We start from the raw sequence: 24,347 nt of genomic DNA on the forward strand, positions 1-24,347 counted from the left end.
GAGATTCGGTGCCGATTCTGTGGGCGCGGCGCAAAAACGGGTGATCTGTGCTGCAAAAATGCGCAAAGGTTAACGTGGGGTTAGCGCCGCCCGGAAGGGCCATTTCTGTAACTGGTTTTTGTGGATAACTTCACCCATCAGATGAGCAATTTTGGCTAAGCATGCCGGAAACTTCGGTTAATTGGGATGCTGTGCGGACCCGTGCCTATGGATCAAGCTGGGGATAGATTGCGCTTGAATCACTTTGGCCGGGTTGGCCCGGCAGGAATATCTTTGGTCAACAATTTCTTTTGGAAATTTTTACAATATTTCCGTTGACCCATTAGGGGTGAATACGTCAGTTTGTGGAGGCCGACGATGACGCCACAATATGTAGTGGATGAAACCGCAAGGGCGCATCGCAGGTGCAGGCAGGTTTAGGACTAAATATCAAAGTCAGATGCTGCGTTTCGGCCGGTCAACAGGTTTGACCGGGCCAATAAACGACTGCGCCATTTTGGCGGTTATGAGGGGCGGAGGCGACCTGCAATGACGGGTGCGGCTCTTGATGTGGACAGCTGGATATGAGGCAGCGACAATGAAGATTGAACGGAATTTCACCAAAGCCGGTCAGGACGCCTACGCGGACCTGGATTTTATCACCACGGTATCGGAAATCCGAAACCCGGATGGATCGGTGGTGTTCAAACTGGACGATGTCGAAGTTCCGTCAAGCTGGAGCCAGGTCGCAAGCGACGTCATCGCGCAAAAATATTTCCGCAAGGCGGGCGTGCCCAGCAAACTCAAGAAGGTCAAAGAAAAGGGCGTGCCAGAGTTCCTGTGGCGCTCTGTTGCGGCTGAGGGCGCCGAGATGGGCGGCGAGATTTCTTCCAAGCAGGTGTTTGACCGTTTGGCAGGTGCCTGGGCCTATTGGGGTTGGAAGGGTGGCTATTTCACCACCGAGGACGACGCCCGCGCCTATTATGACGAAATGCGCCACATGCTGGCCAGCCAACGCGCCGCGCCGAACTCTCCTCAGTGGTTCAACACCGGCCTGCATTGGGCGTACGGCATCGATGGTCCGGCACAGGGCCACTATTATGTCGATCACAAATCCGGCAAGCTGACCCGCTCCAAATCCTCATATGAACATCCGCAGCCGCATGCCTGCTTTATCCAGTCGGTTGCCGATGATCTGGTGGGAGATGGCGGCATCATGGATCTTTGGGTCCGCGAGGCGCGTCTGTTCAAATACGGCTCCGGCACCGGTACCAACTTTTCGTCCCTGCGGGCCGCAGGAGAAAGCCTGTCTGGTGGCGGCAAATCCTCTGGCTTGATGGGGTTCCTGAAAATCGGTGACCGCGCTGCGGGCGCAATTAAATCGGGCGGCACAACGCGCCGCGCGGCCAAAATGGTGATCGTCGATGCCGATCACCCCGACATCGAAGAATTCATCAACTGGAAGGTTCTCGAAGAGCAGAAAGTGGCGTCCATCGTCGCAGGCTCCAAGATGCACGAGCAAAAGCTGAACCAGATCTTTGACGCCATCAAAGCATGGGACGGGGCAGAGGCAGACGCCTATGATCCGGCCAAGAATGATCAGTTGAAAGCAGCTGTGCGCGACGCCAAAAAAGTTGCGATCCCAGAGACTTATGTCAAGCGTGTGCTGGATTACGCCAAGCAGGGTCACACCAGCATCGAATTCCCCACCTATGACACCGACTGGGATTCCGAAGCCTATAATTCTGTATCGGGCCAGAACTCCAACAACTCCATCCGTGTCACCAACGCATTTCTCACAGCCGTGGAAAAAGACGCCGATTGGGAACTGATCGACCGGGTGAACGGCAAAGTATCCAAAACCGTCCGGGCCCGCGATCTGTGGGAACAGGTGGGCCACGCGGCATGGGCCTGCGCCGATCCGGGCATCCAGTATCACGACACGGTCAACGAATGGCACACATGCCCCGAGGACGGCGCCATTCGCGGCTCAAACCCTTGTTCTGAATACATGTTCCTTGATGACACGGCCTGTAACCTTGCCTCGATGAACTTGCTGACCTTCCTCAAGGATGGCGAGTTCCAGGTCGAAGACTACATGCATGCCTCGCGTCTGTGGACAGTGACACTGGAAATCTCGGTGATGATGGCGCAGTTCCCGTCCAAAGAGATTGCACAGCGGTCCTATGACTTCCGCACGCTGGGTCTTGGCTACGCCAACATCGGCGGTTTGCTGATGAACATGGGGTATTCCTATGACAGTGATGAGGGCCGTGCCCTTTGTGGTGCGCTGACCGCGATCCTGACAGGCGTGTCTTATGCCACCTCCGCCGAGATGGCGGGTGAGCTGGGCGCGTTTCCGGGCTATGCCAAGAACGACAAACACATGCTGCGTGTGATCCGCAATCACCGTAACGCGGCTTACGGCAATGACACCGGCTATGAAAAGCTGGCGGTCAAGCCTGTGGCGCTGGATCATGGCAACTGCCCGCAGCCGGGTCTGGTCGATGTGGCCATGTCCTGCTGGGATGAGGCGCTGAAGCTGGGCGAGTCCCATGGCTACCGCAACGCGCAGGTTTCCGTGATCGCGCCAACCGGCACCATTGGTCTGGTGATGGATTGTGACACCACCGGGATCGAGCCTGACTTTGCGCTGGTGAAGTTCAAGAAACTGGCCGGCGGCGGTTATTTCAAGATCATCAACCAATCGGTTCCGGCAGCACTTGAAAAGCTGGGCTATGGCTCTGCCCAGATCGAAGAGATTGTATCTTACGCAGTGGGCCACGGCACCATCGGCAATGCGCCGGGCATCAACCACACCACGCTGGCCGGTCACGGCTTTGGTCCCAATGAACTGGCCAAGGTTGACGCGGCATTGGCGCAGGCTTTTGACATCCGGTTTGTGTTCAACCAGTGGACATTGGGAGAAGAGTTCTGCACCCAAGTCCTTGGTATTCCGGCAGAAAAGCTGAACGATCCGACGTTTGACCTGCTGAAATCTCTGGGTTTCTCCCGCAAGGATGTGGATGCAGCCAACGACCATGTCTGCGGCACCATGACCCTTGAGGGCGCGCCGCATCTGAAAGAAGAGCATTACGGCATCTTCGATTGCGCCAACCCATGTGGCAAAAAGGGCAAGCGTTACCTGAGCGTGAACAGCCACATCTACATGATGGCGGCGGCACAAAGCTTTATCTCCGGCGCGATCTCAAAAACCATCAACATGCCAAACGATGCCACCATCGAGGATTGTCAAAAAGCCTATGAGCTGAGCTGGTCCTTGGGCATCAAGGCCAACGCGCTCTACCGTGACGGCTCCAAACTGTCGCAACCTCTGGCGGCGGCGCTGGTTGAGGATGACGACGAGGCGGCAGAAGTGCTCGAAAGTGGCTCCATTCAGGAAAAGGCTGCGGTTCTTGCGGAAAAAGTCGTGGAAAAGGTGATCGTCAAAGAGATCATCAAATCCCACCGCGAAAAAATGCCGGAACGCCGCAAGGGCTATACCCAGAAGGCGGTTGTTGGCGGGCACAAGGTCTATTTGCGCACCGGCGAATACGAAGACGGCAAGCTGGGCGAGATCTTCATCGACATGCACAAAGAAGGTGCTGGCTTCCGGGCGATGATGAACAACTTTGCCATCGCAGTATCGGTTGGCCTGCAATACGGCGTGCCGCTTGAGGAATTTGTCGACGCCTTCACCTTCACCAAGTTTGAGCCCGCGGGCATGGTGCAGGGCAATGAGACCATTCGCAACGCGACCTCGATCCTTGACTATATCTTCCGCGAACTGGCGGTAAGCTATCTGGATCGCACCGATCTGGCCCATGTGAAGCCGCAGGGCGCGACATTTGATGATCTGGGCAAGGGCGAGGCCGAAGAAAACGTGGCCAATGTGTCCGAACTGTCCGAAACCGCTGCGACGCGGTCCCTCGAAGTGCTCAAGCAAATCAGTTCAACCGGATATCTGCGCAACCGTTTGCCGCAGGAACTGGTTGTCCTGCAGGGCGGTCAGGAAGTGACTGCATCCGCGGTAGAAACACTTGTGCCCGAAGTGGCCACTGCCGGCGGCGTTGCGGTGGCGATGTCGACCACCACGGCTGTGGCGTCCGGCTCTGTCACCAGTCTTGATGCCCGGACCAAGGCCAAGATGCAGGGCTATGAGGGTGAGGCCTGCGGCGAATGCGGCAATTACACTCTGGTGCGCAACGGCACCTGCATGAAATGCAACACCTGCGGCGGGACAAGCGGGTGTAGTTAAGGAATTGGGGCATCGGTGATCCGGTGCCTCTTTGCCATGGGTGGGGCGGTACGTTACGTCCCCCCACCTCACAAGGGGCGGGTGCGCTCGCCCCGGACGACGTTCAGGCCGCAGGCAAAAATAAATCTCGAGCGGTTAACATATTGAGCTTGAACGGCGAAACTCAGGGAGAACTCCGGTTCTCCCTTTCTTCTTTCTGGGCAACTAGGGCAATGCCCGTCCGCGGGTGGGCGCGTGACCGGTCGAGATCGGGCAATTTATGGTGCAGGTATTGCGAAGCTGACAGCATTTCCAAACCTCCAGAAAGCGCCCGCCCATGGGGCGGACGGGCGCTGCCCGGCGGGCAAGCCCTTGATTCCGGGCAAAGGGTCAGGGTGCCGTTACTGCACCGGCAAATGGATCGGGAATGCTTCCCGCAAGGCCTTCTCCAGCATCGGATCAAAGCTGGCGGCGGATCTTTGCCCCAAAATCTGATCTTTGCGGGCCGTGGCCTTTTCGATCAGATCCGGCTTGCCCAGTTCATCCCATTCCTTGGGCGAGGACCGATCGCCAAGCGCCGGATAGACATGATCCAGTTCCATCCGGCTCAGGGTCTGTTCGGTGCCCAGATAATGCCCCGGCCCGCCCAGGCAGACCTGCCGCATCTGATCCAGCGCCAATGTTTCGTCGTTCACCTCGATCCCGCGCACACAGCGCAGCGCCTGACCAATCAGGTCATCCCCCAGAATCAGCGATTCATGGCAAAACCCAAGCAGCGAGGCATGCATCCCGGCGGCCTCATAGATCATGTTGCAGCCTGACAATCCGGCCATAACATTAGAACACATCTGTTCCCATCCGGCCTGCATATCGGGCAGTTTGCTGTCTGCGATGCCCGCCGCCGCGCCGCCGGGCACGCCGTAGAATTTATGCATCTGCGCGCAACCTGCGGTCAACAAGGCCTGCTCTCCGGATCCGCCCGTCATGGCACCCGACCGCAGATCAAGGCCAAAAGGCCATGTGCCAAAGATCGCCGGATGCCCCGGTTTCACGGCGTTCACATAGACCAACCCGGCCAGACATTCCGCGACGGCCTGCACAATCGCGCCTGCCACGGTGGAAGGGGCCGTGGCCCCCGCCATGCCAGCCGAGAGCAGCAGAACCGGCATGCCGCCTTCGATCACCGCCTCCATAACCTCGCAGGATTCAGTGGCGAATTTCATCGGCGGAACCACGAAACAATTGCTGTTGGACATGAAGGGGCGTTCGCGCCATTTGTCTTCGCCGCCCGCAATCATATGCAGCATTTCCAATGCCTTAGGTACGAATGCGGGTTCCGTGAAAGAGGTGCCGATGTGCTTGGTCGTGCCAGAGCAGCAGGCGAAAATGGTGTTGAGATCCATCTCCTGATTGTCAGGAATATCGCGGCAGACCATCGGGCGCTGCACAAAATGGATGTTGTCCAGAGTGTCACAAATTCGCGCTGCATCATGCAGATCCTGCACGCCACATTCCCGGTAATTGCGGCCCTGTGCATCGACCATATGTACCGCTGCGCCGGCCGTGCCGAAATGCACGCGGTTGCCGCCCAATTCCAGATCATGGGCCGGATCGCGGGCGCAAAGGGTGATCTGGCGATTGGCCATTGCCAGCGTGTCTTCAACCAAGGAGCGGGGAAAGCGGATGCGCCCGTCGTCGCCCAGGATCGCGCCCGCGCCGGTCAGATGAGCTATGCCGCTGGGCGGGGCATCGGCCAGCCCGATCTCTTCGAGGGCTTCAAGCGCTGCGCGGTGAATGGCCTGCATATCGGCCTCGCTGAGCGGCTTATAGGTGCCACCCTCAAGGCCGGGGCGGATGGGGCGCAGGTGCTGGGCAAGGGGCGCGTTGCGCGCAGCACGGCGGGCAGCACGGCCACCGCTGCGTGAGGGAGAAATGTCTGACATGGCAAGATCCGTTGTAAAAAAGAGGGAAGGGCGGATTACCCCTTGGCCGGTGCCCCTCGCGCCGCACGTCCCCGTTCCGCACCGATGGTGCGGATCACGCGGGAAATAATGCACAGATCTCTTTTCATATATGCTCCGGTCTTTTGAAAAGTCTGGGAAATCCCCGATTGCGGTTCTGTCCCGTTTGCGACCGGCTGTTCCATTTGCGACTTGGTGTGAGCTTAAGGTTTTCAAGGACCAGTCAGGCGCATTTGCAGGGGCATGGCAGCCTTGGGCCAATGCTGGCCGACGATATATCGAAATCGGGCGACATTTCGCCCATGACGGTTATGGGGGATGTCGACAAGGAAACCCGATCCTATTTGCCGCGTTAACAGATGATCCCGCCGCAACGGTGGGGCTGTTGTTAACAAGGAGCAGAGATATGACACGTTTCACCAAACTGACCGCCGCCGCCGCGCTGTTGTCCGCCACCGCCTTTACCGGCATCGCACAGGCAGGCAGCCTGCAAGATCCCGCTGTTGAGGCGCCCGTGGCTGTGCCCGCCCCGGTGATCGCCGCATCCGGCGACTGGACAGGCTTCTACACCGGTTTGCAGCTTGGCTATGCCGATGCGGATGGCCCCGGGGCACTGGATGGCAATGACAATTCCTACGGTTTTCACGCAGGTTATGACTACGACTTTGGCGATTTTGTTCTGGGTGGTGAACTGGACTACGACAAGACAGACATCAGCCTTGGGGGCGGTGCAGCCTCTATCGATTCCGTGGCGCGGCTCAAGCTGAAGGGCGGCTATGATCTGGGCAATACATTGATCTATGCCACCGGCGGTGTCGCCCGCGCGGATACCTCTGTTGGCGATGAAACCGGCCCATTTGCAGGGATCGGTGTGGCTCATAGGGTCACGGACCGGTTCACTGTTGGCGCGGAGCTGCTTGAACATCGGTTCAGCGATGTTGGCGGCGTAGCCGGCAATGATATCGATGCGACCACGTTCAGCCTGCGCGGTTCGCTCCGGTTCTGAAGATCGGGTTGATTTGAGGCAGAAGGCCGGGGTGCGAACACGCCCCGGCCTTTTTCGTTTCAGCCCGTTGCGCAGGTCTGGGCAAAGGCACAAAGGGTCGTGAGCGCCGCTTCAAAGGCGTCATCCTCAATCGTCATCGCCACGCGCAGATGGCCCGCCGCCGCCTCGCCGAAACTTTCGCCGGGCATGGTGGCAATCTGATGGGCATCAAGCAGCGCATTGGCAAACTCTTCGCCGGTCATTCCGGTGCTCCGCAGATCCAGCATCAGATACATCGCACCCTGAGAGGGCACCAATGAGACCGTGTTCTGACCGGCCAGAACCCGCTGCGCAATGGCGCGGCGGCGGCGGAATGGATCGGCGATTTCTTCCTCAAATTCAGCGCCTTGGTCCAAGGCAAAGACGGCGGCATCCTGAATGAAACCGGGCACGCCATAGGTGGTATGGGTGGCCAGGTTGATCAGATCGCCGATCACATCCTCCGGCCCGATGATCCAGCCGCAGCGCGATCCGGTCATGGCGTGGGATTTCGACATGGATCCGACCACCAGAGTACGTTCGGCCATGCCGGGCAGGGCGCGGGGCGAGAGATGTTCGCCCTCCCATACCTGGGTGTCGTAAACCTCGTCCGAGATCAGCCACAGATCATGATCCTTGCAAACCTGCGCGATCCCCTCAAGCGTGGCGCGGGAATAGACCACGCCAGTGGGGTTATTGGGCGAGTTGATCAGCAGGGATTTGGCCCCCTCAGCCGCCGCTGCGATGTCAGACGCACGGGGCTGAAACGCATCCTCGGCGCGGGTGGCTATGCGGCGGGGTGTGCAGCTGACCCCGCGAATGGTGCCGGGGTAGGTGGCATAAAACGGATCAAGGTATAGCGCGGTATCGCCTGCATCACAGGCCACCATATGCGCGGCATAAAGGGCCGATTGGCCGCCGGGAGTGATCAACACATTGTCACGTGTGGTTGTCACGCCGGTGCGGTCTTGCACCCGTTTCGCCACGGTGTCGCGCAGGGCATTGGTGCCCGGCACAGCGGCATAGCCTGTGTGACCCGCCATCGCGGCGCGGTGCATATCCTGCAGGATCGGCGCTGCGGTGCGGATGTCATGTTCCCCAATGGTCAGCTCTGTCACGGCCACGCCATCCGCGATCATGTCACGGGCGCGGTTGAACACATCCCAACCGTCTGATCCACCACCCAGAATGCCGCCAATGCGCTGCGATACCTGCATAACTTTCTCCCATGCTTTGGGGCAGGGGCGCAGAGGTCATTTGATTCGTCAATTGCCCTTGACCGCACGGCGGGTCGCAGGCTAGGCAGGGGTATGAATACGATGACCTGCATTATTTGCTGCATTATTACCTGCTGAGACTTCTCGCGGGCGTGTTCATGTCGTTTTCATTCTGAGAAATATGTGGCAAGCCCGCGCCAGACCTGCGCGAGGACGGCCCGATGACGACGATCAAACTTTTCAACACCAAGACCCGGACAAAAGAGGATTTTGTCCCGATCAACGCCGATGATGTGCGCATGTATGTCTGCGGGCCGACGGTCTATGACCGGGCGCATCTGGGCAATGCCCGGCCCGTGATCGTCTTTGATGTGCTTTATCGCTTGCTGTGCAAAGAATTTGGCGTGGGTAACGTCACCTATGTGCGCAATTTCACGGATGTGGATGACAAGATCAACGCGCGTGCGGCGGAAACCGGGCGCTCCATTGGCGATATCACGGCCGAGACAACCCAGTGGTTTTTGGATGACATGGCCGCCGTCGGGGCGTTGCAACCCTCGATCAGGGGGGAGGCGCATCAAAAGGCGATGCCGCGTGCCACTGCCTATATCGCGGAAATGATTGCGATGACCGAAGATCTGATCGCCAAGGGGCATGCCTATGCGGCCGAGGGGCATGTTCTGTTCCGGGTGCGGTCCTATGAGAAATACGGTGCACTGTCGGGCCGTTCTGTGGATGACATGATCGCCGGTGCGCGTGTCGAGGTGGCGCCCTACAAGGAAGACCCGATGGATTTTGTCCTGTGGAAACCATCAGATGCGGACACCCCCGGCTGGGACAGCCCATGGGGCAAGGGGCGTCCGGGCTGGCACATTGAATGCTCTGCGATGGCGGAGGCCTTGCTGGGAAGCGAGTTTGACATTCACGGCGGCGGCAATGATCTGCAGTTCCCACACCACGAAAACGAGATCGCGCAGAGCACCTGCGCCGGTCACGGTTTTGCCCGTTATTGGATGCACAACGAGATGTTGCAGGTGGAGGGCAAGAAAATGTCCAAGAGCCTGGGCAATTTCTTTACCGTGCGCGATCTGCTGGATCAGGGCGTGCCGGGCGAGGTGATCCGCTTTGTCATGCTATCCACGCATTATCGCAAGCCAATGGATTGGACGGAGAAAAAGCGGGCCGAGGCGGAAAAGACGCTGCGGAAGTGGCGAGGTTTGGTAAACGGAGCTGGCGACAGCGGAGTTGTCTCGGACAAAGTGATTGCGGCTCTCGAAGATGATCTCAATACGCCACTTGCGATTTCCGAGTTACATCAATTGGCGCAAGCCTTGCTCAAGAAAGAGCGCTCCGAAAGAACAGAAAAGGATGTGGACGATCTTGCGGCTTCTGCGCGGCTGTTAGGCCTTCTGTCGGATAACGCGACTATGGGGGCTTGGGTGTTCGATGGAGCAGTTGAACAACTGGCTGTCTCGCATTTTGTGGACTTACTAGGGGCTCTAAAGGCCGAAGCAATGGAAACGAAGGATTTCTCAAAGCTGGATGCCCTCAAGAAAGCGCTTGTTGATGCTGGATTGGAAGTGCGAATGAGTAAATCCGAGATCGCTCTTCTGCCTGGCCCGGACTTTGATAAAGAGAAGGTGGAGGCTTTGCGATGAACTCGTCAACACAGAGCAGTCCCCGGCCGCGGGTAGGGCGTAAGTCCCCGCCCATGGGGGCGGTCGGGGACTGTTCGTGCCACGGGCACGAACCGGTATTCAGAACTGTTGTCTCTTGCCCAAAAGGAGCACAGTCATGAAAACCCGCCTGTGCCTTTATGACACCACCCTGCGCGACGGTCAGCAAACCCAGGACGTGCAGTTCTCCACCGAAGAAAAGCAACAGATCGCCCGTGCGCTCGATGATCTGGGCGTGGATTACATCGAAGGTGGCTGGCCCGGTGCCAACCCGACCGACAATGCCTTTTTCGATGCGGCCCCAAAGACCAAAGCCAGGATGACCGCCTTTGGCATGACCAAACGCCCCGGCATGTCGGCGCAAAACGATGATGTTTTGGCCGCCGTGCTGAACGCCGGCACCAAATCGGTCTGTATCGTTGGCAAGACCCATGAATTTCACGTCAAGACCGCCCTTGGCATTACGCTTGATGAAAATCTGACGCTGCTGCGCGACAGCATTGCCCATATCGTGGCCAGCGGGCGCGAGGCGCTTTTTGATGCGGAACATTTCTTTGACGGTTACAAGGCCAACCCGGACTATGCGATTGAATGCCTCAAGACCGTGCGGGACGCCGGTGCGCGGTGGATCGTGCTGTGCGACACCAACGGCGGTACGCTGCCTTCCGAGGTGGGGCGGATCACGAGCGAGGTCATTGCGGCGGGCATTCCGGGCGAAAACCTTGGCATTCACACCCATGACGATACCGAAAACGCGGTCGCCTGTACCTTGGCTGCCGTCGATGCCGGGGCGCGGCAGATCCAGGGCACGCTCAACGGGCTGGGCGAGCGATGCGGCAATGCCAATCTGACGGCGCTGATCCCGATCCTGCTGCTCAAAGAACCCTATGCCAGCACCTATGAGATCGGCGTCAGTAAAAAAGCTCTCAAAGGGCTGACCCGCACCAGCCGGATGCTGGATGAAATCCTCAATCGCGTGCCCAAAAAACAGGCAGGCTTTGTCGGTTCTTCCGCCTTTGCCCATAAGGCCGGTTTGCACGCAAGCGCGATCCTCAAAGATCCGAGCACATATGAGCATGTCGATCCCGCATTGGTCGGCAATGCGCGGATCATCCCGATGTCCAATCAGGCCGGACAATCCAACCTGCGCCGCCGCTTGACCGAGGCAGGGCTGGAAGTGCCCAAGGGTGATCCGGCGCTGGGGCGCATTCTGGAAGAGGTCAAAACCCGTGAGGCCATCGGATATGCCTATGACACCGCGCAAGCCAGTTTTGAGCTGCTGGCGCGGGATGCCTTGGGCCAGATGCCGAAACTCTTTGAGGTCAAACGCTATCGCGTGACGGTGGAGCGCCGTAAGAACAAACACAACAAGATGATCAGCCTGTCAGAGGCCGTGGTGGTCGTGAAGGTCGATGGCGAAAAGCGCATGTCGGTCAGCGATTCCATGGATGAAGTCGGCGGCGATCGCGGGCCTGTGAACGCGCTGGCCAAGGCTTTGGCCAAGGATCTGGGTAAATATTCGGCCCTGATCGAAGACATGCGGCTGGTCGATTTCAAGGTCCGCATCACCCAGGGCGGCACCGAGGCGGTCACGCGGGTCATCATCGACAGCGAAGATGGCGAGGGCCGCCGTTGGTCCACCGTCGGTGTCAGCGCAAACATAGTTGATGCCAGTTTCGAGGCACTATTGGATGCGATCCGGTGGAAACTGGTGCGTGACACCAAGGGTTAGGTTTTTGATTTTTAAAATTCTTTCGTTTGCGGCCATTTCGCTCTGCATCACATTGGTGATCGCGGTCGGGTTGATCCTGTCACAACGCCCCGGCCCGTTGAAACCCGTCGAGGGTGGGCTGAAATTTGATCAGACCCTTGCGACGGACCGTGTCGCGCCTGCCGCGCAGGAGGCTGTAAAAATGCGCGATGGCTTCGATCTGCACGTGCGCCGCTATGATGCCGATCAGCCGGATGCGCCGCTGCTGGTGCTGGTACATGGCTCCGGTTGGCACGGACTTCAGTTTGACAGCCTGGCGCGGCAGCTTTCGGCGCAGGCCGATGTGCTCGTGCCTGATCTGCGAGGCCATGGGGCCAAACCCGGACGGCGCGGCGATGTGGATTACATCGGCCAGTTCGAAGATGATCTGGCCGATCTGATCACGGCAGAGCGCAAGGCGGGACAAAAGGTCATTCTGGGTGGTCATTCCTCTGGCGGCGGGCTTGTGGTCCGGTTTGCTGGCGGCGCGCATGGGGCACTGCTGGATGGTGCGGTTCTGTTGGCGCCGTTCTTGAAACACAATGCCCCGACCACACGCCCCAATTCCGGCGGCTGGGCAGAGCCGCTTTTGCGCCGGATCATCGGGCTTTCGATGCTCAACACCTTTGGGATAACGGCGCTGAACCACCTGACCATCATACAGTTTCACATGCCCGCTGCGGTGCTGAACGGGCCGCTGGGCGACACGGCGACAACGGCCTATTCATACCGGCTCAACACCTCCTTTGCACCGCGCGGTGATTATCTGAAAGATGCCGCCGCGCTTCCGCCTTTCCTGCTGATTACGGGATCTGCGGACGAGGCGTTTTTCGCCGACCAGTATGAGCCGACATTGGCCGGGGCCACCCAAAAGGGCCGCTATGAGATCGTGCCGGACCTTGGCCATCTCGATATTGTCGATGCGCCGCAAACCGCCAAGGCCATAAAGGAATTTCTCAATGACATCTGACCCGATGAAAGCCTTTTTTGAGCTGCACCGCGACTTGCCCCGCGAAGGGCCAGGCGAGGCGGCGGACGTAGCTTGGGCGGCTGACATTGCCCGGTTGCCGGCCAACGCCGAGATTGCCGATGTCGCTTGCGGGCCGGGCGGCGATATCGCCAGCCTGCTCAAGGCCGCGCCTCAGGGCCATGTGACCGCGCTGGACAAGACCGCGCATTTTGTCGAGGCAGCCCGCGATGTCTGGCAAAGTGACAGCCGCGTGACGGTGCTCAAGGCTGACATGGCGCGGATCATGAACAGCTTTGACATGATCTGGTGCGCTGGCGCGGTGTATTTCCTGGGCGTGACCGAAGCCTTGACCGCATGGCGCAAATCCTTGCGGCCAGGCGGCGTTGTCGCCTTTACAGAACCCTGTTGGTTCACAGATGACCGCTCGGAACGGGCGCAGGCCATGTGGGCCGGTTATCCCCCGATGACCGGTGCTACGGGCATCGCCGCACGGGTGGAGGCCGCGGGCTATGAAACATTGGACACGCGCAAGCTGTCCGATGCGGCGTGGGAAGGGTATTTTGGCCCCCTCGACAAACGGATCGCGGCGCTGCGGCCAACTGCGGATGCGGCTCTTGCAGCCGTGCTGGACGAGGCCGAGGAAGAGGCCGCAACCTGGCGGGCGCACCGCGACGAATGCGGCTATCTGCTGAGTGTTGTGCGGCTGAAATGAGCTTTGATGCGGATCTGAACGCCTGCGCGGCTTTGGTGGAACGGGGTGATCCGTTGCGCTTTCGCGCGGTGATGGCGGTGCCTGTTCCGGCCCGCCGGGTGTTGTTTCCGCTTTATGCCTTCAACGTCGAGGTGGCGCGGGCGCCGTGGGTCACGCAGGAGCCGATGATCGCAGAAATGCGCCTGCAATGGTGGCGCGACGTATGTGAAGAGATCGCCAAGGGTGGCCCTGTGCGCCGCCACGAGGTGGCCACACCATTGGCTCAGGTGATCACGCCGGGAGATGCTGATCTATTGGATCAGCTTGTCGCGGCAAGGCGTTGGGATATCTACAAAGATCCGTTCGAGGATGCGGCGCATTTTGCGGATTACCTCAACAGGACATCCGGCCATCTGACATGGGTTGCCGCGCGGACTTTGGGCGCTGCGGATGAGGCAGTTGTGCGCGACGCGGCCTTTGCCGCCGGGGTCGCAACATGGCTGCGCGCGATACCTGAGCTTGAGGCGAAGGGGCGCATTCCGCTCGTGGATGGTACTGCGGACGGCGTGAAGGCACTCGCTGGCGAAGGATTGGAGCGATTGCAGAACGCCCGCAAATCCCGTGCTTTGGTTTCAAAGAACGCGCGTGCGGCTCTGCTGCATGTCGGGCAGGCGGAAACCACTTTGAAAGCCGCATTGGCAAAACCTGCAAGGGTCGCAGATGGACAATTGCCAGATGTTGCAGCGCAAGATCAATTGCGCCTCGCGTTCCGGAGCCTGACCGGGCGCTGGTAGCCGCCGATCAGGCGTCCTTGCCGCGCATCACCAGCCAGATCAACGACCCGCCAGCCAGCGCGAGGAACGGCACCATCGCCATGTTCACCGCTGTCCAGCCCTCGACAGCAGACCCGCCGGAGCAGTTCATCAACCCGCCGGAAGCCAGCGATGCCACGGTCACGCCGCCAAACACCAACAGATCGTTCAGCCCCTGCATCCGGCCCCGTTCATGCGGCTCATGTGCACCGGTCAGCATGGTGGTCGCCCCGATAAAGCCAAAGTTCCAGCCCAGCCCAAGCAGGATCAGCGCGATAAAGAAGTTTTCAAGATCAACGCCTTGCAAGCCCACGACGCCCGCCGCGGCGAGGATCGCAATGCCAAGGCCCATGATCTTTTCCACACCGAAGCGGTTGATCAGATGACCGGTAAAAAACGACGGCGCAAACATCGCCAGAACATGGCCCGTGACCACATAACCGGCGGTTTTTTCGGTATATCCGCAGCCTACAACCGCCAAGGGGGTGGAGGTCATCACAAGGTTCATCAACGCGTAGGAAACCATCGCACAGATCACCGCCACTGCGATGCGCGGGGTGGTCAGCAGCTCCCACCGGCTGCGGCCACGGGGCGCATCGGGGTTGACAGGTTCGGGCTTGGGAATGTCGAGGAACAAAAACAGCAACGATCCGATCACATTGACCGAAATCACTGCAAAATAGGTGCCCAGAAAGGGAACAACAAAGGCGTTTGAAGTGGCCGTGGCAAGCTGCGGCCCGATCACCGCAGAAATCAATCCACCCGCCATCACATATGAAATTGCCTTGGGCCGGAAATCATCAGAGGCGGTGTCGGTCGCGGCAAAACGGTAAAAACCCTGCGCGGACATATAGATACCAGAGATAAACGATCCGACAAGGAACAAGGCGAACGACCCGGTATATAGCCCATAGGCCGACACAACCGCCCCGGTTGCGCCGCCAAAGGTGCCAAGAAAGAACCCCGCCCGACGGCCATACCGCTGCATGATTGCCGACACCGGCGTCGCTGACAGCATGGATCCCAGAACGATCATCGAGATGGGCAGGGTGGCGAAACACACGTTGCTGGCCAGCATTTGACCCGCCAGACCGGCCACAACAAACATCATCGGCATTTGGCTGCCCAGAATGGCCTGCGCCCCGACCAAAACCGCTACATTGCGCTTGGCGCGTGTATCATCAATCATCGTAAATCCACTTCTGCGCAAAGGCGTACCGCCGTGATTGGGCAGGAGCAACCCCTTGCACACGCCGGTCAGGGGCCTAATGTCGCGGCCATGACAGGCGGATCAGATATATTATTATTGGCAGGCAGCGCCGAGGCGCGGCAGATCGGCGCAGCGCTGCGCGATCAAGGGATTGGCGTGCGGGCCTTGATGTCCGAACCGCCGCGCGGATCGAACCCGATGCCTATGCCCTTTGCTTTGCACGATTTTAACGATTTGGCAGGCCTGACGGCACAGATGCAGAGCTGCCGGGCTGTTGTTGACGCAAGTCATGGCTTTGACGGGATCATGACCCAGCAGGGCTTTCTGGCGGCGTGGCAGGCGGGCTTGCCCTTCGTCAGCCTCTCGCGGCCAAGCTGGGACGTGGGTGCAGGGCGCAACCTGCAGGCCGCCGCAGATGTGCGTATTGCCAATGCGATGATTCCGGCGGGTGGGCGGGTGTTTTCCGCAACCGGTTGGGCCAGCTTGTCCGACTATCTGCCCTTTGCTGGATCAAAATTATTCTTGCGCCAAACCGGACGACACGGGCGGGCCGCACCATATGATTTTGTGGAGTTGGTTTTTGGCGATCCGCCCTTCACTGTGGCCGATGAGATTGCCTTGTTTGAGAAACTTGGCGTGGAGGTTCTGATCTGCCGCAACCTTGGCGGGGTGCCAAGCCGCCCCAAGGTCGACGCCGCCGAGGCGCTTGGTCTCACCACGATCCTGATTGATCGCCCTGCGCCGCCGCAAGGGGCATTGGTGGTGCGTGATGTCGGGGCAATCCTCGATTGGGTGGCGGAGCTTTGACCGCACCGTTCCGTCTGATCCAAAACCATGATGACCTCACTGAAGGTGCCGAATGGCTTGCGCGGGCCGAGCCACGCTTTGCCCCGGTGCTGGATCAGGTGGGCGATCTGCCCCTGCGCCTGAAATCGCCGGGTTTCAGAGGTTTGACCGAAATTATCATCAGCCAGCAGGTCAGCGTGGCTTCCGCCGATGCAATCCGGTTGCGCATGGCCGAGGCTGGTCTGTTTGAGCCCTCCAGGGTCCAGCGTGCCGGACAAGACGGGCTGCGTGCCGCAGGGCTCAGCAAGCCCAAGGCCCGCTATGTGCACGCACTGGCGCTGTCAGATCTGGAATATACCGCCCTTGAGCATTTGCCGGACGCCGAAGCGATTTCTGCGCTCACCGGTCTCTTGGGTATCGGCCCCTGGACCGCACAGATTTACGTGATGTTCTGTCTGGGCCGCGCCGATATGTTCCCCCCTGGCGATCTGGCCTTGCAAGAGGCCGCCCGGGTGCTGTTTGACCTCGATGCACGGCCCACGTCAGAGGCGCTGGCTGTGATGGCACAGCAATGGTCGCCCTGGCGGTCGGTTGCGGCGCGGGCGCTCTTTGCCTACTACCGCATTATCAAACAACGGGAAGGTCTGGGATGACACGGGTACTCAACGCGGGGCGCCGGGCGCCAAAATCTGGCGAAACACGATCGGTTGTGGTGTTTCTGCACGGCTACGGCGCCAATGGGGCCGATCTTCTGGGGCTGGCCGATCCATTGGCCGATCATCTGCCGGATACGCTTTTCGTGGCGCCAGATGCGCCTGAGGCCTGTGCCGGCGCACCGATGGGCTATCAGTGGTTTCCGATCCCCTGGATCGACGGTTCCTCCGAAGAGGAATCCGAACGCGGCATGATGCAGGCGGTCGCAGATCTGAACGCCTTTCTTGATGCGCTGATGGTGGACGAAGATGTGCTGCCCGAACAGGTGGTTCTGTTTGGCTTTTCCCAAGGCACAATGATGGCCCTGCATGTCGCGCCGCGCCGCGAGGATGAAGTGGCGGGCATCGTTGCGTTCTCGGGGCGTTTGCTGTCCCCCGAAACCCTCGCGGATGAGGTTGTGGTCAGACCTGCAGTATTGTTGGTTCACGGCGACGCGGATGATGTGGTGCCGCCGCAATCGCTGCCGCAAGCTGCCGAAGCGCTGCAAGAGGCGGGATGGCAGGACGTTTACGCTCATGTCATGAAAGGCACAGGCCACGGCATCGCGCCCGACGGGCTCAGCGTGGCCTTGGCCTTCATGCGCGATAAACTGGGACTGTGACCCGGCGCATGTTATGAAACTGTCGTAATCCCCGCTTATATGTTCCGCGACATCTTGTGCAAAACCTAGGGCTTGCAAGAGGAAAACCACGAGATATAGTTGACGGAAACGGGCAGGGGACGACACCAGAAATGGACGGCGATTTCAGAACCGAATTCACCCGCGCACCAGCGGGTCTGAAACACAAGCCAGCGCTTGTGCTCAATGCGGATTATCGACCGCTCAGTTATTATCCACTCTCCCTTTGGCCCTGGCAGGATGCGATCAAGGCCAAATGGCTCGACAGGGTGGATATCGTTGCCGAATACGACGATGTGGTGCGCAGCCCTTCGACCGTGATCCGGATACCGTCGGTGGTTGTGCTCAAAGACTATGTCAAACCTCAAAAGCGCGTGGCCTTCACGCGCTTTAATTTATTTCTGAGGGACGAATTTCGCTGCCAATACTGCGGTGCCAAAGGGGACCTGACCTTTGATCACGTGGTGCCCCGCGCGGCGGGCGGCGTGACCTCATGGCAAAACGTGGTGGCGGCCTGTTCACCCTGTAATCTACGCAAAGGCTCCAAACCGCTGCATCACACAGGTCTTTCGCTGCGCAAACCGCCGCGCCAGCCGGGCGCGGAGGAACTGCGCAACACGGGGCGCAAATTTCCGCCCAATCACCTGCACGACAGCTGGCTCGACTATCTTTACTGGGACGCCGAGCTCGAAGCCTGAGCCCTGCCTTTTTGGCTATAAATATTCTCGGGGGTCCGGGGGCAGACAGCCCCCGGCGATCCGCCAAGCAGCGCTAGGTTCAAAAATCCAGATCAACCCAGACCGGCACGTGATCAGACGGTTTGTCCCGCCCGCGCACATCGCGGTCAATCTGGCAGTCGCGCAGCATGTCCGCACAGGCCGGGCTCAGCAGGAAATGATCAATCCTGATGCCATTGTTGCGGTTCCATGCGCCGGCTTGATAGTCCCAAAAACTGTAATGCCCCGGCCCCTGTGTGCGGGCGCGGAAGGCTTCGGTCAGCCCAAGATTCAACAAGCGCCGCCAGGCTGCGCGGGATTCAGGGCGGAAAAGTGCGTCATCACGCCAGGCATCAGGTTTGGCAGCATCTTCGGCCTGCGGAATAATATTGTAATCCCCGGCCATCAAAAACGGGGTCTCTTCTGCCAGCAAGGCCTGCGCCCGCGCCTCAAGGCGCTGCATCCACGCCAGCTTGTAATCAAACTTTGGCCCTGGCGCAGGGTTGCCATTGGGCAGGTAAAGCCCGCAGACACGCAGCGCCTCGCGCTCGCCCATCACCGTGGCTTCGATCCAGCGGGCCTGTTCGTCGCTCTCGTCGCCCGGCAGGCCGCGTGACACATCTTCCAAAGGATGTTTGGACAGGATCGCGACACCGTTAAAGGATTTTTGCCCATGGGTTTCCACATTGTACCCGCGGTCTTCGAACAGCTCGCGAGGGAAGTTTTCATCTACCGATTTGATTTCCTGCAACAAAACCACATCCGGCTGCGCTTCATCGAGCCATGCCGGCAGCGCCTCGGCCCGCGCTTTGATCCCGTTGATGTTGAATGTGGCGATTTTCATCTTGATGTCCTCACTGTGTTGCACTTGGAATGCCGCAAACCGCAAGTTCGGACAAGGGGTGCACCCCGAGATTGATTCGCTTTTGCCGCCTTTGATCAGATCGGGTGATCGTCGATCTCTGCTGTATTGGCCCGTCGCCCATGTGTATTGGCCCGCCGCCCCGCGAAACTTTGGAAAAATGTCAGATTGTGGACAGGGTCCAATAATCAGCCTGCCAAAAAATTTTGTGATCCGTTCTTAATGTGGATAACTTTCGAACTCTCCCAAAGGTTGTATATTATTGTTGGCAAAACAACCTTAGCGGGCAATGCTGTTTGAGATTGCAATCACAACCTTCACCCATCCCAAAAGGAGATTGTCCCATGACATCACTTGCACTTGCGATCCCAACCCCCGCCCGTTCCACTCACACCCAAATGGACAGTGGCCAGGGGCTTGACCTCTTTACCACCGGCTCTGCGCCCGCTGCGGCGGATATGATGACAGGTGGCGGGCTTGATCTGTTCACCACCGGGTCTGCGCCATCGGGGCGTCTGGCGGCCACTGGTCATGGTTTGGACCTTTACACCACCAGTTGCTGAACCTTTCTGTCAGGGCCCGCATTGATTGCGGGCCTTTGGCACCTGATCCACCAGCCGGAGCTTTCCCATGTCAAATGTCCTCAGCTTTCAACCTGCCATGCAGCTCAATCAGGATGCACGCCTTCGTGCGCTGATCACCGCGATTGTCGAAGGACGGCATGGCCCGAGTGACATCTATTGGCTCAAGGAAGTTGCTGAATTGCTTGGTGTTTTGGCCTCCGAAGGGGAAGAGCTGCCTCCGGGCGCGCTTGATCCCTTGCATGATTTTTATGACCGCATCGAAGACCAGTTGCATTTCTTCCCGCAGTATTATCGGTTTTTGCTGTCGATCTGTCTGGATTTGGAAGACTTGGGGATGGCCGGCCAACGCGGGCAGGAATTGTGCAACTGGGTTGCGACCCACAAATTCGCAGAGGCCGAGATGTCGGATCTGCAACGCGCCGAGGCCCGGCGCTTGCTGCGCAGGCGCGGCGTTGGTGCGCCGGTAGAAGACGGCCCGTTGGCCCGTCGGTTGCACCGCTTCATGTCGCGTCCGGCGACCTTTGCATTACCCAACAAGAAGGCAGCGTATGAGCTGACGCATGTTGTGTTTTATCTTTCCGATTATGGCCGCCGCGTACCTGTCATGTCGCAAAATGCCCTTCTTGGGCTGCATTACGCGGGCATTCTGGCGCATCTTGATTTGGATTTTGACCTTCTCGCTGAGGTCTGCGCCGCGCTGGTTCTGGCCAAGGCCCATGTGCCGCCGGTTTGGCAGCGGGCCGTTGCGGATAGCTATCACAGCATCACACTTTTTGCTGATCGCGCGGCCCCGCTCGGCGATGGATATCATCAATATCTGGTCAGCCGTTGGGCGCTCGGCCTGATGGGGGCAAGGCCGGATGTGCCGCAGATCCCGGCGGGCCCGCTGCGGTTTTCGCTGCCCGAACGTTCAATTGGCCCGCTGCATGGCATGTCTGAAAGCCTGCATGATATGGGCCCGGCGCGGCAGGCGGACTGGCCGCGTATGCGCGGACATATATTGACCTATCTGACCCCTGAGTGCCAGGCGGTTCTGGCAGAGGCAGAAGGCGCAACACCTTATTTTGAAACGTTCTTTGAGTGTTTTTCCCGTGCGGCTTTTGCCGAAGGACCAATTGCCAAGCTTGCGCGTTCGGGGCGCTGATGCCAGGGCTGCCCTTACATCGAGAACGACGTGCCGCAGCCGCAGGCCGAGGTGGCATTGGGATTTTCGATGGTGAAGCGCGCGCCGATCAGTTCTTCGCTGAAATCAATCACGGCATCGGTCAGGAAGGGCAGGGACAAGCTGTCCACAACCACCTTTTGCCCGCCGCCTTCGAGGATCAGATCGTCCTCTTTGGGCTCATCGAGTGCGATTTCATACTGAAATCCCGAACATCCGCCGCCTTCAACGGCCACGCGCAGGGCTTTGCCTTCACCCGCGGCCCCAATTTCGGCAAGGCGTTCAAAGGCGCGGGGGGTAACTTTGGGCGGCAGGTTCATTGCAGGGCTCCGAAGGGTCGGTTTTCATCTGTGGTTGCCTGTAATATAGAAACCCCAAAGACAGGCGACAAGGACCAGCCGCTATGCGCGCGTCATTTGCCTCTGATCCGGCACAAACCATGGGACGGCGCGTGCAGGAAGAGGAAAGTACATTTCGCTCCTGCTTTCAGCGGGATCGGGACCGGATTATCCATGCCAGCGCCTTCCGGCGTCTGAAACACAAAACCCAGGTTTTTGTGGAGCATGAAGGCGACTATTACCGCACCCGTCTGACCCATTCGATCGAGGTGGCGCAGGTGGCGCGGACCATCTCGGGCGCTTTGGGGCTGAACGGAGAGCTGACCGAGGCGGTCGCGCTGGCCCATGATCTGGGGCATACGCCCTTCGGTCACACGGGCGAGGATGCCCTCCACGCGTTAATGGCCCCCTATGGCGGCTTTGATCACAACGCGCAGGCGATCAAGATCGTGACCTCGCTGGAACGGCATTATGCGGAATTCGACGGGTTGAACCTCACTTGGGAAACCCTTGAAGGCATTGCGAAACACAACGGGCCTGTCATGGGGGAATTGCCGCATGCCCTGGCCGGTTACAACGCCCTGCATGATCTGGAACTGGACACTCACGCCAGCGCAGAGGCGCAGGTCGCGGCGCTGTCTGATGACATTGCCTACAACAACCACGATCTGCATGACGGGTTGCGGGCCGGTCTGTTTACCGAAGATGAAATCGCCGAATTGCCAATGATTGGTCCGGCCTACGCTGCAGTTGATCAGCTTTACCCCGATACAGACAGCTACCGGCGGCGGCACGAGGCGCTGCGCCGGGTGTTTGGGGTGATGGTGTCTGATGTGATCGACACCTCGCGGGAACTGTTGGCGGCATCGGGGGCCGCGTCGGCCCGTGACATCCGGCATCTGGGCCGCCCGGTCATCCGGTTTTCGGATCCTGTCTGGGCCGATCTGCGGCAAATCCGGGCATTCCTGTTCAAACGCATGTACCGCGCCCCATCAGTGATGCAAAAACGCGCCGAAGTGACCAAGGTGGTTGAGGATCTGTTCCCGCTGTTTTTGGCCCAGCCCGAACTGCTGCCGCCCCATTGGGCCCGGCAGGTGGCCGATGCCAGTGGCGATGCGACCGCGCTGGCGCGGATGGTATCTGATTACATCTCCGGCATGACCGACCGCTTTGCGCTTGGCGAACATCAACGTCTTTTTGGCCGCCAAGACCCCGCCTGATTGACTGCGCCTTCCCAAGTGGTACATGGGCGGTGAACAAGGAAAACTGACATGAATATCTTTGCCGAAATCCGTGGGCTGATCATTGCCACGCTGGACCAGATGGTTGCCGAAGGGGCTCTGCCCAATGGGCTGAACTTTGACCCGATCACCGCAGAGCCGCCCCGCGATGCCGCCCATGGTGATATGGCGACCAACGCCGCGATGGTGCTGGCCAAACCGGCCGGAATGAAACCGCGTGATATCGCAGAGGCGCTTGCGGCACGTTTGGCAGATGATGCACGGATCACCTCTGCCGAAGTGGCCGGGCCGGGCTTTTTGAACCTGCGGCTTGCGGCGTCGGTCTGGCAACAGGTGGCAGCAGCTGTCTTGAACACTGGCACTGATTTTGGTCGGGGTGCACTGGGGCAGGGGCAGAAGGTGAATGTTGAATATGTATCGGCCAATCCGACCGGCCCCTTGCATGTGGGTCACACACGCGGTGCGGTCTTTGGTGATGCGCTGGCCTCCCTGCTGGATTTCGCCGGCTTTGACGTGACGCGGGAATATTACATCAATGACGGCGGTGCGCAGGTCGATGTGCTCGCCCGGTCCGTGTATCTGCGGTATCTTGAGGCGCACGGGCAAGAGGTGGCCTTCCCCGAGGGGACGTACCCCGGTGATTACCTGATCCCTGTGGGCCAAACCCTGAAGGACAAGGTTGGTGACGCCTATGTGGACCAGGACGAAAGCGTCTGGCTGGCCGAGGTGCGCGAATTTGCAACCGAACAGATGATGGATCTGATCCGGGCCGATCTCAAAGCGCTTGGCGTTGAGATGGATGTCTTCTATTCGGAAAAATCCTTGTATGGCACGGGCCGGATTGAGGCCGCGCTGGAGGATCTGAAATCCAAGGGTCTGATCTACGAAGGCGTGCTGGAGCCGCCAAAAGGTAAAAAGCCCGAAGATTGGGAGCCACGGGTGCAGACCCTGTTCAAATCCACCGAACATGGGGATGATGTGGACCGTCCGGTGATGAAATCCGATGGCGGCTGGACCTATTTTGCGCCCGATATCGCGTACCACTATGACAAGGTGCAGCGCGGTTTTGATGCGCTGATCGACGTGTTTGGCGCCGATCACGGTGGCTATGTCAAGCGGATGAAAGCGGCGGTTTCGGCGCTGTCTGACGGCAAGGTGCCGCTGGATATCAAGCTGACGCAGTTGGTGAAACTCTTCAAGAACGGCGAGCCGTTCAAGATGTCCAAGCGGGCAGGGACATTTGTGACCCTGCGCGACGTGGTGGACAGTGTCGGGCGGGACGTGACCCGCTTTGTGATGCTGACCCGCAAGAACGACGCGATGTTGGACTTTGACTTCGACAAGGTTCTCGAACAAAGCCGCGAAAATCCGGTGTTTTACGTGCAATACGCCCATGCGCGGGTCTCCTCTGTGCTGCGCAAGGCCGCCGAGGCGGACATTGATGTGTCCGAAGTTGCGCTCAAGGGCGCTGATCTGGGCAAATTGGACCACGAGGCCGAGTTGGGCGTGCTGCGCAAACTGGCGGAATGGCCCCGTTTGGTTGAAACCGCCGCCCGCACCAATGAGCCGCACCGCGTTGCCTTCTACCTTTATGAATTGGCCGGTGATTTCCATGGGCTTTGGAACCGGGGCAATGATGTGACTTCGCTTCGGTTCATCCAAGAGGATGATACGCAGACGTCACAGGCAAAAATTGCCCTCGCCCAGGCCGTGGCGATTGTAATTGCGGCAGGTCTTGGTATTCTTGGGGTCAATCCGGCGCAAGAGATGCGATAACGCACCAGCGCGCCTTGAACAG

20 protein-coding genes are annotated in these 24,347 nt (G+C 59.2%); 15 read left to right on the top strand and 5 right to left on the bottom strand.

From position 1 onward, the window contains the following. Nucleotides 1–577 precede the first annotated feature (577 nt). Entirely contained in the window at nucleotides 578–4,237 is a 3,660-nt protein-coding gene (locus K3754_RS08510; RefSeq protein ID WP_259942847.1) for a vitamin B12-dependent ribonucleotide reductase, read from the top strand. A gap of 380 nt (nucleotides 4,238–4,617) precedes the next feature. Here K3754_RS08510 and K3754_RS08515 read toward each other — a convergent pair whose 3' ends face one another. Beyond that, entirely contained in the window at nucleotides 4,618–6,159 is a 1,542-nt protein-coding gene (locus K3754_RS08515; RefSeq protein WP_259942849.1) for a trimethylamine methyltransferase family protein, read from the bottom strand. A gap of 424 nt (nucleotides 6,160–6,583) precedes the next feature. Between K3754_RS08515 and K3754_RS08520 the strand changes: the two genes are divergently transcribed. Beyond that, the gene (locus K3754_RS08520) at nucleotides 6,584–7,183 is read left to right on the top strand and encodes an outer membrane protein (protein WP_203211436.1); all 600 of its coding nucleotides are present in this window, start codon (nucleotides 6,584–6,586) and stop codon (nucleotides 7,181–7,183) included. 59 nt (nucleotides 7,184–7,242) lie between these two features. Here K3754_RS08520 and K3754_RS08525 read toward each other — a convergent pair whose 3' ends face one another. Further along, nucleotides 7,243–8,418 carry a pyridoxal phosphate-dependent aminotransferase gene (locus K3754_RS08525; protein WP_259942852.1) on the bottom strand — a complete coding sequence of 392 codons (1,176 nt, stop codon included), beginning with the start codon at nucleotides 8,416–8,418 and terminating at the stop codon, nucleotides 7,243–7,245. Between the two features lie 221 nt (nucleotides 8,419–8,639). Here K3754_RS08525 and cysS point away from each other — a divergent pair, with 221 nt between their 5' ends. From cysS to K3754_RS08550, 5 genes are all read left to right on the top strand, one after another. Then, nucleotides 8,640–10,076 carry a cysteine--tRNA ligase gene (gene cysS, locus K3754_RS08530; protein WP_259942853.1) on the top strand — a complete coding sequence of 479 codons (1,437 nt, stop codon included), beginning with the start codon at nucleotides 8,640–8,642 and terminating at the stop codon, nucleotides 10,074–10,076. 136 nt (nucleotides 10,077–10,212) lie between these two features. Further along, a complete protein-coding gene (gene cimA, locus K3754_RS08535) occupies nucleotides 10,213–11,826 on the top strand; it encodes a citramalate synthase (protein ID WP_259942855.1) in 1,614 nt (537 codons plus the stop codon). A 4-nt stretch (nucleotides 11,827–11,830) separates the two neighbouring features. Continuing rightward, the gene (locus K3754_RS08540; RefSeq protein WP_259942858.1) at nucleotides 11,831–12,814 is read left to right on the top strand and encodes an alpha/beta hydrolase; all 984 of its coding nucleotides are present in this window, start codon (nucleotides 11,831–11,833) and stop codon (nucleotides 12,812–12,814) included. Next, a complete protein-coding gene (locus tag K3754_RS08545) occupies nucleotides 12,804–13,526 on the top strand; it encodes a trans-aconitate 2-methyltransferase (RefSeq protein ID WP_259942861.1) in 723 nt (240 codons plus the stop codon). Before K3754_RS08540 ends, K3754_RS08545 begins: the two co-directional genes overlap by 11 nt. Continuing rightward, on the top strand, nucleotides 13,523–14,299 hold the full coding sequence (locus tag K3754_RS08550; RefSeq protein WP_259942864.1) for a squalene/phytoene synthase family protein: 777 nt from the start codon (nucleotides 13,523–13,525) through the stop codon (nucleotides 14,297–14,299). Before K3754_RS08545 ends, K3754_RS08550 begins: the two co-directional genes overlap by 4 nt. Before the next feature lie 7 nt (nucleotides 14,300–14,306). Here the strand turns inward: K3754_RS08550 and K3754_RS08555 are convergent, their stop codons facing one another. Beyond that, nucleotides 14,307–15,506, bottom strand: a complete 1,200-nt coding sequence (locus K3754_RS08555) for an MFS transporter (RefSeq protein ID WP_203211430.1) — start codon at nucleotides 15,504–15,506, stop codon at nucleotides 14,307–14,309. Nucleotides 15,507–15,596: 90 nt separating this feature from the next. On the opposite strand from K3754_RS08555, the gene K3754_RS08560 reads away from it, so the two are divergent. From K3754_RS08560 to K3754_RS08575, 4 genes are all read left to right on the top strand, one after another. After that, nucleotides 15,597–16,334, top strand: coding sequence for a precorrin-6A/cobalt-precorrin-6A reductase (locus K3754_RS08560; RefSeq protein ID WP_259942867.1), 738 nt, complete (start codon nucleotides 15,597–15,599; stop codon nucleotides 16,332–16,334). After that, on the top strand, nucleotides 16,331–16,966 hold the full coding sequence (locus K3754_RS08565) for a DNA-3-methyladenine glycosylase (protein WP_259942869.1): 636 nt from the start codon (nucleotides 16,331–16,333) through the stop codon (nucleotides 16,964–16,966). Before K3754_RS08560 ends, K3754_RS08565 begins: the two co-directional genes overlap by 4 nt. After that, complete coding sequence (locus tag K3754_RS08570) at nucleotides 16,963–17,628, top strand: alpha/beta hydrolase (RefSeq protein WP_203211428.1); 666 nt, start codon at nucleotides 16,963–16,965, stop codon at nucleotides 17,626–17,628. The genes K3754_RS08565 and K3754_RS08570 overlap by 4 nt, the downstream gene beginning before the upstream one ends. 131 nt (nucleotides 17,629–17,759) lie before the next feature. Then, nucleotides 17,760–18,344: an HNH endonuclease gene (locus K3754_RS08575; RefSeq protein ID WP_037904329.1), complete on the top strand. Its 585-nt coding sequence runs from the start codon at nucleotides 17,760–17,762 to the stop codon at nucleotides 18,342–18,344. Between the two features lie 79 nt (nucleotides 18,345–18,423). Here the strand turns inward: K3754_RS08575 and xth are convergent, their stop codons facing one another. Beyond that, nucleotides 18,424–19,206 carry an exodeoxyribonuclease III gene (gene xth, locus K3754_RS08580; RefSeq protein WP_259942877.1) on the bottom strand — a complete coding sequence of 261 codons (783 nt, stop codon included), beginning with the start codon at nucleotides 19,204–19,206 and terminating at the stop codon, nucleotides 18,424–18,426. Nucleotides 19,207–19,568: 362 nt separating this feature from the next. On the opposite strand from xth, the gene K3754_RS08585 reads away from it, so the two are divergent. Together K3754_RS08585 and K3754_RS08590 are read left to right on the top strand one after the other, a co-directional pair. Beyond that, a complete protein-coding gene (locus tag K3754_RS08585; RefSeq protein WP_259942878.1) occupies nucleotides 19,569–19,787 on the top strand; it encodes a DUF6749 family protein in 219 nt (72 codons plus the stop codon). A 67-nt stretch (nucleotides 19,788–19,854) separates the two neighbouring features. After that, nucleotides 19,855–20,952, top strand: a complete 1,098-nt coding sequence (locus tag K3754_RS08590) for a DUF6902 family protein (protein ID WP_259942880.1) — start codon at nucleotides 19,855–19,857, stop codon at nucleotides 20,950–20,952. A 14-nt stretch (nucleotides 20,953–20,966) separates the two neighbouring features. On the opposite strand, the gene K3754_RS08595 is transcribed toward K3754_RS08590, so the two are convergent. After that, nucleotides 20,967–21,290 carry an iron-sulfur cluster assembly accessory protein gene (locus K3754_RS08595; protein ID WP_259942882.1) on the bottom strand — a complete coding sequence of 108 codons (324 nt, stop codon included), beginning with the start codon at nucleotides 21,288–21,290 and terminating at the stop codon, nucleotides 20,967–20,969. Nucleotides 21,291–21,373: 83 nt separating this feature from the next. Here K3754_RS08595 and K3754_RS08600 point away from each other — a divergent pair, with 83 nt between their 5' ends. Further along, entirely contained in the window at nucleotides 21,374–22,528 is a 1,155-nt protein-coding gene (locus K3754_RS08600) for a deoxyguanosinetriphosphate triphosphohydrolase (RefSeq protein ID WP_259942884.1), read from the top strand. 51 nt (nucleotides 22,529–22,579) lie between these two features. Next, nucleotides 22,580–24,325 (top strand): arginine--tRNA ligase, encoded by a 1,746-nt coding sequence (gene argS / locus K3754_RS08605; protein ID WP_259942887.1) that lies wholly within the window; start codon nucleotides 22,580–22,582, stop codon nucleotides 24,323–24,325. The last annotated feature ends 22 nt before the right edge of the window (nucleotides 24,326–24,347 follow it).

Source organism: Sulfitobacter sp. M368, assembly GCF_025141875.1.
Classification (GTDB): Bacteria; Pseudomonadota; Alphaproteobacteria; order Rhodobacterales; family Rhodobacteraceae; genus Sulfitobacter; species Sulfitobacter mediterraneus_A.

Bases quoted from the DNA above. Each gene is read 5' to 3' on its own strand.
- K3754_RS08510 (WP_259942847.1), top strand. From the start codon at position 578: ATGAAGATTGAACGGAATTTCACCAAAGCCGGTCAGGACGCCTACGCG.
- K3754_RS08515 (WP_259942849.1), bottom strand. From the start codon at position 6,159: ATGTCAGACATTTCTCCCTCACGCAGCGGTGGCCGTGCTGCCCGCCGT.
- K3754_RS08520 (WP_203211436.1), top strand. From the start codon at position 6,584: ATGACACGTTTCACCAAACTGACCGCCGCCGCCGCGCTGTTGTCCGCC.
- K3754_RS08525 (WP_259942852.1), bottom strand. From the start codon at position 8,418: ATGCAGGTATCGCAGCGCATTGGCGGCATTCTGGGTGGTGGATCAGAC.
- cysS (WP_259942853.1), top strand. From the start codon at position 8,640: ATGACGACGATCAAACTTTTCAACACCAAGACCCGGACAAAAGAGGAT.
- cimA (WP_259942855.1), top strand. From the start codon at position 10,213: ATGAAAACCCGCCTGTGCCTTTATGACACCACCCTGCGCGACGGTCAG.
- K3754_RS08545 (WP_259942861.1), top strand. From the start codon at position 12,804: ATGACATCTGACCCGATGAAAGCCTTTTTTGAGCTGCACCGCGACTTG.
- K3754_RS08550 (WP_259942864.1), top strand. From the start codon at position 13,523: ATGAGCTTTGATGCGGATCTGAACGCCTGCGCGGCTTTGGTGGAACGG.
- K3754_RS08555 (WP_203211430.1), bottom strand. From the start codon at position 15,506: ATGATTGATGATACACGCGCCAAGCGCAATGTAGCGGTTTTGGTCGGG.
- K3754_RS08560 (WP_259942867.1), top strand. From the start codon at position 15,597: ATGACAGGCGGATCAGATATATTATTATTGGCAGGCAGCGCCGAGGCG.
- K3754_RS08570 (WP_203211428.1), top strand. From the start codon at position 16,963: ATGACACGGGTACTCAACGCGGGGCGCCGGGCGCCAAAATCTGGCGAA.
- K3754_RS08575 (WP_037904329.1), top strand. From the start codon at position 17,760: ATGGACGGCGATTTCAGAACCGAATTCACCCGCGCACCAGCGGGTCTG.
- xth (WP_259942877.1), bottom strand. From the start codon at position 19,206: ATGAAAATCGCCACATTCAACATCAACGGGATCAAAGCGCGGGCCGAG.
- K3754_RS08585 (WP_259942878.1), top strand. From the start codon at position 19,569: ATGACATCACTTGCACTTGCGATCCCAACCCCCGCCCGTTCCACTCAC.
- K3754_RS08590 (WP_259942880.1), top strand. From the start codon at position 19,855: ATGTCAAATGTCCTCAGCTTTCAACCTGCCATGCAGCTCAATCAGGAT.
- K3754_RS08595 (WP_259942882.1), bottom strand. From the start codon at position 21,290: ATGAACCTGCCGCCCAAAGTTACCCCCCGCGCCTTTGAACGCCTTGCC.
- K3754_RS08600 (WP_259942884.1), top strand. From the start codon at position 21,374: ATGCGCGCGTCATTTGCCTCTGATCCGGCACAAACCATGGGACGGCGC.
- argS (WP_259942887.1), top strand. From the start codon at position 22,580: ATGAATATCTTTGCCGAAATCCGTGGGCTGATCATTGCCACGCTGGAC.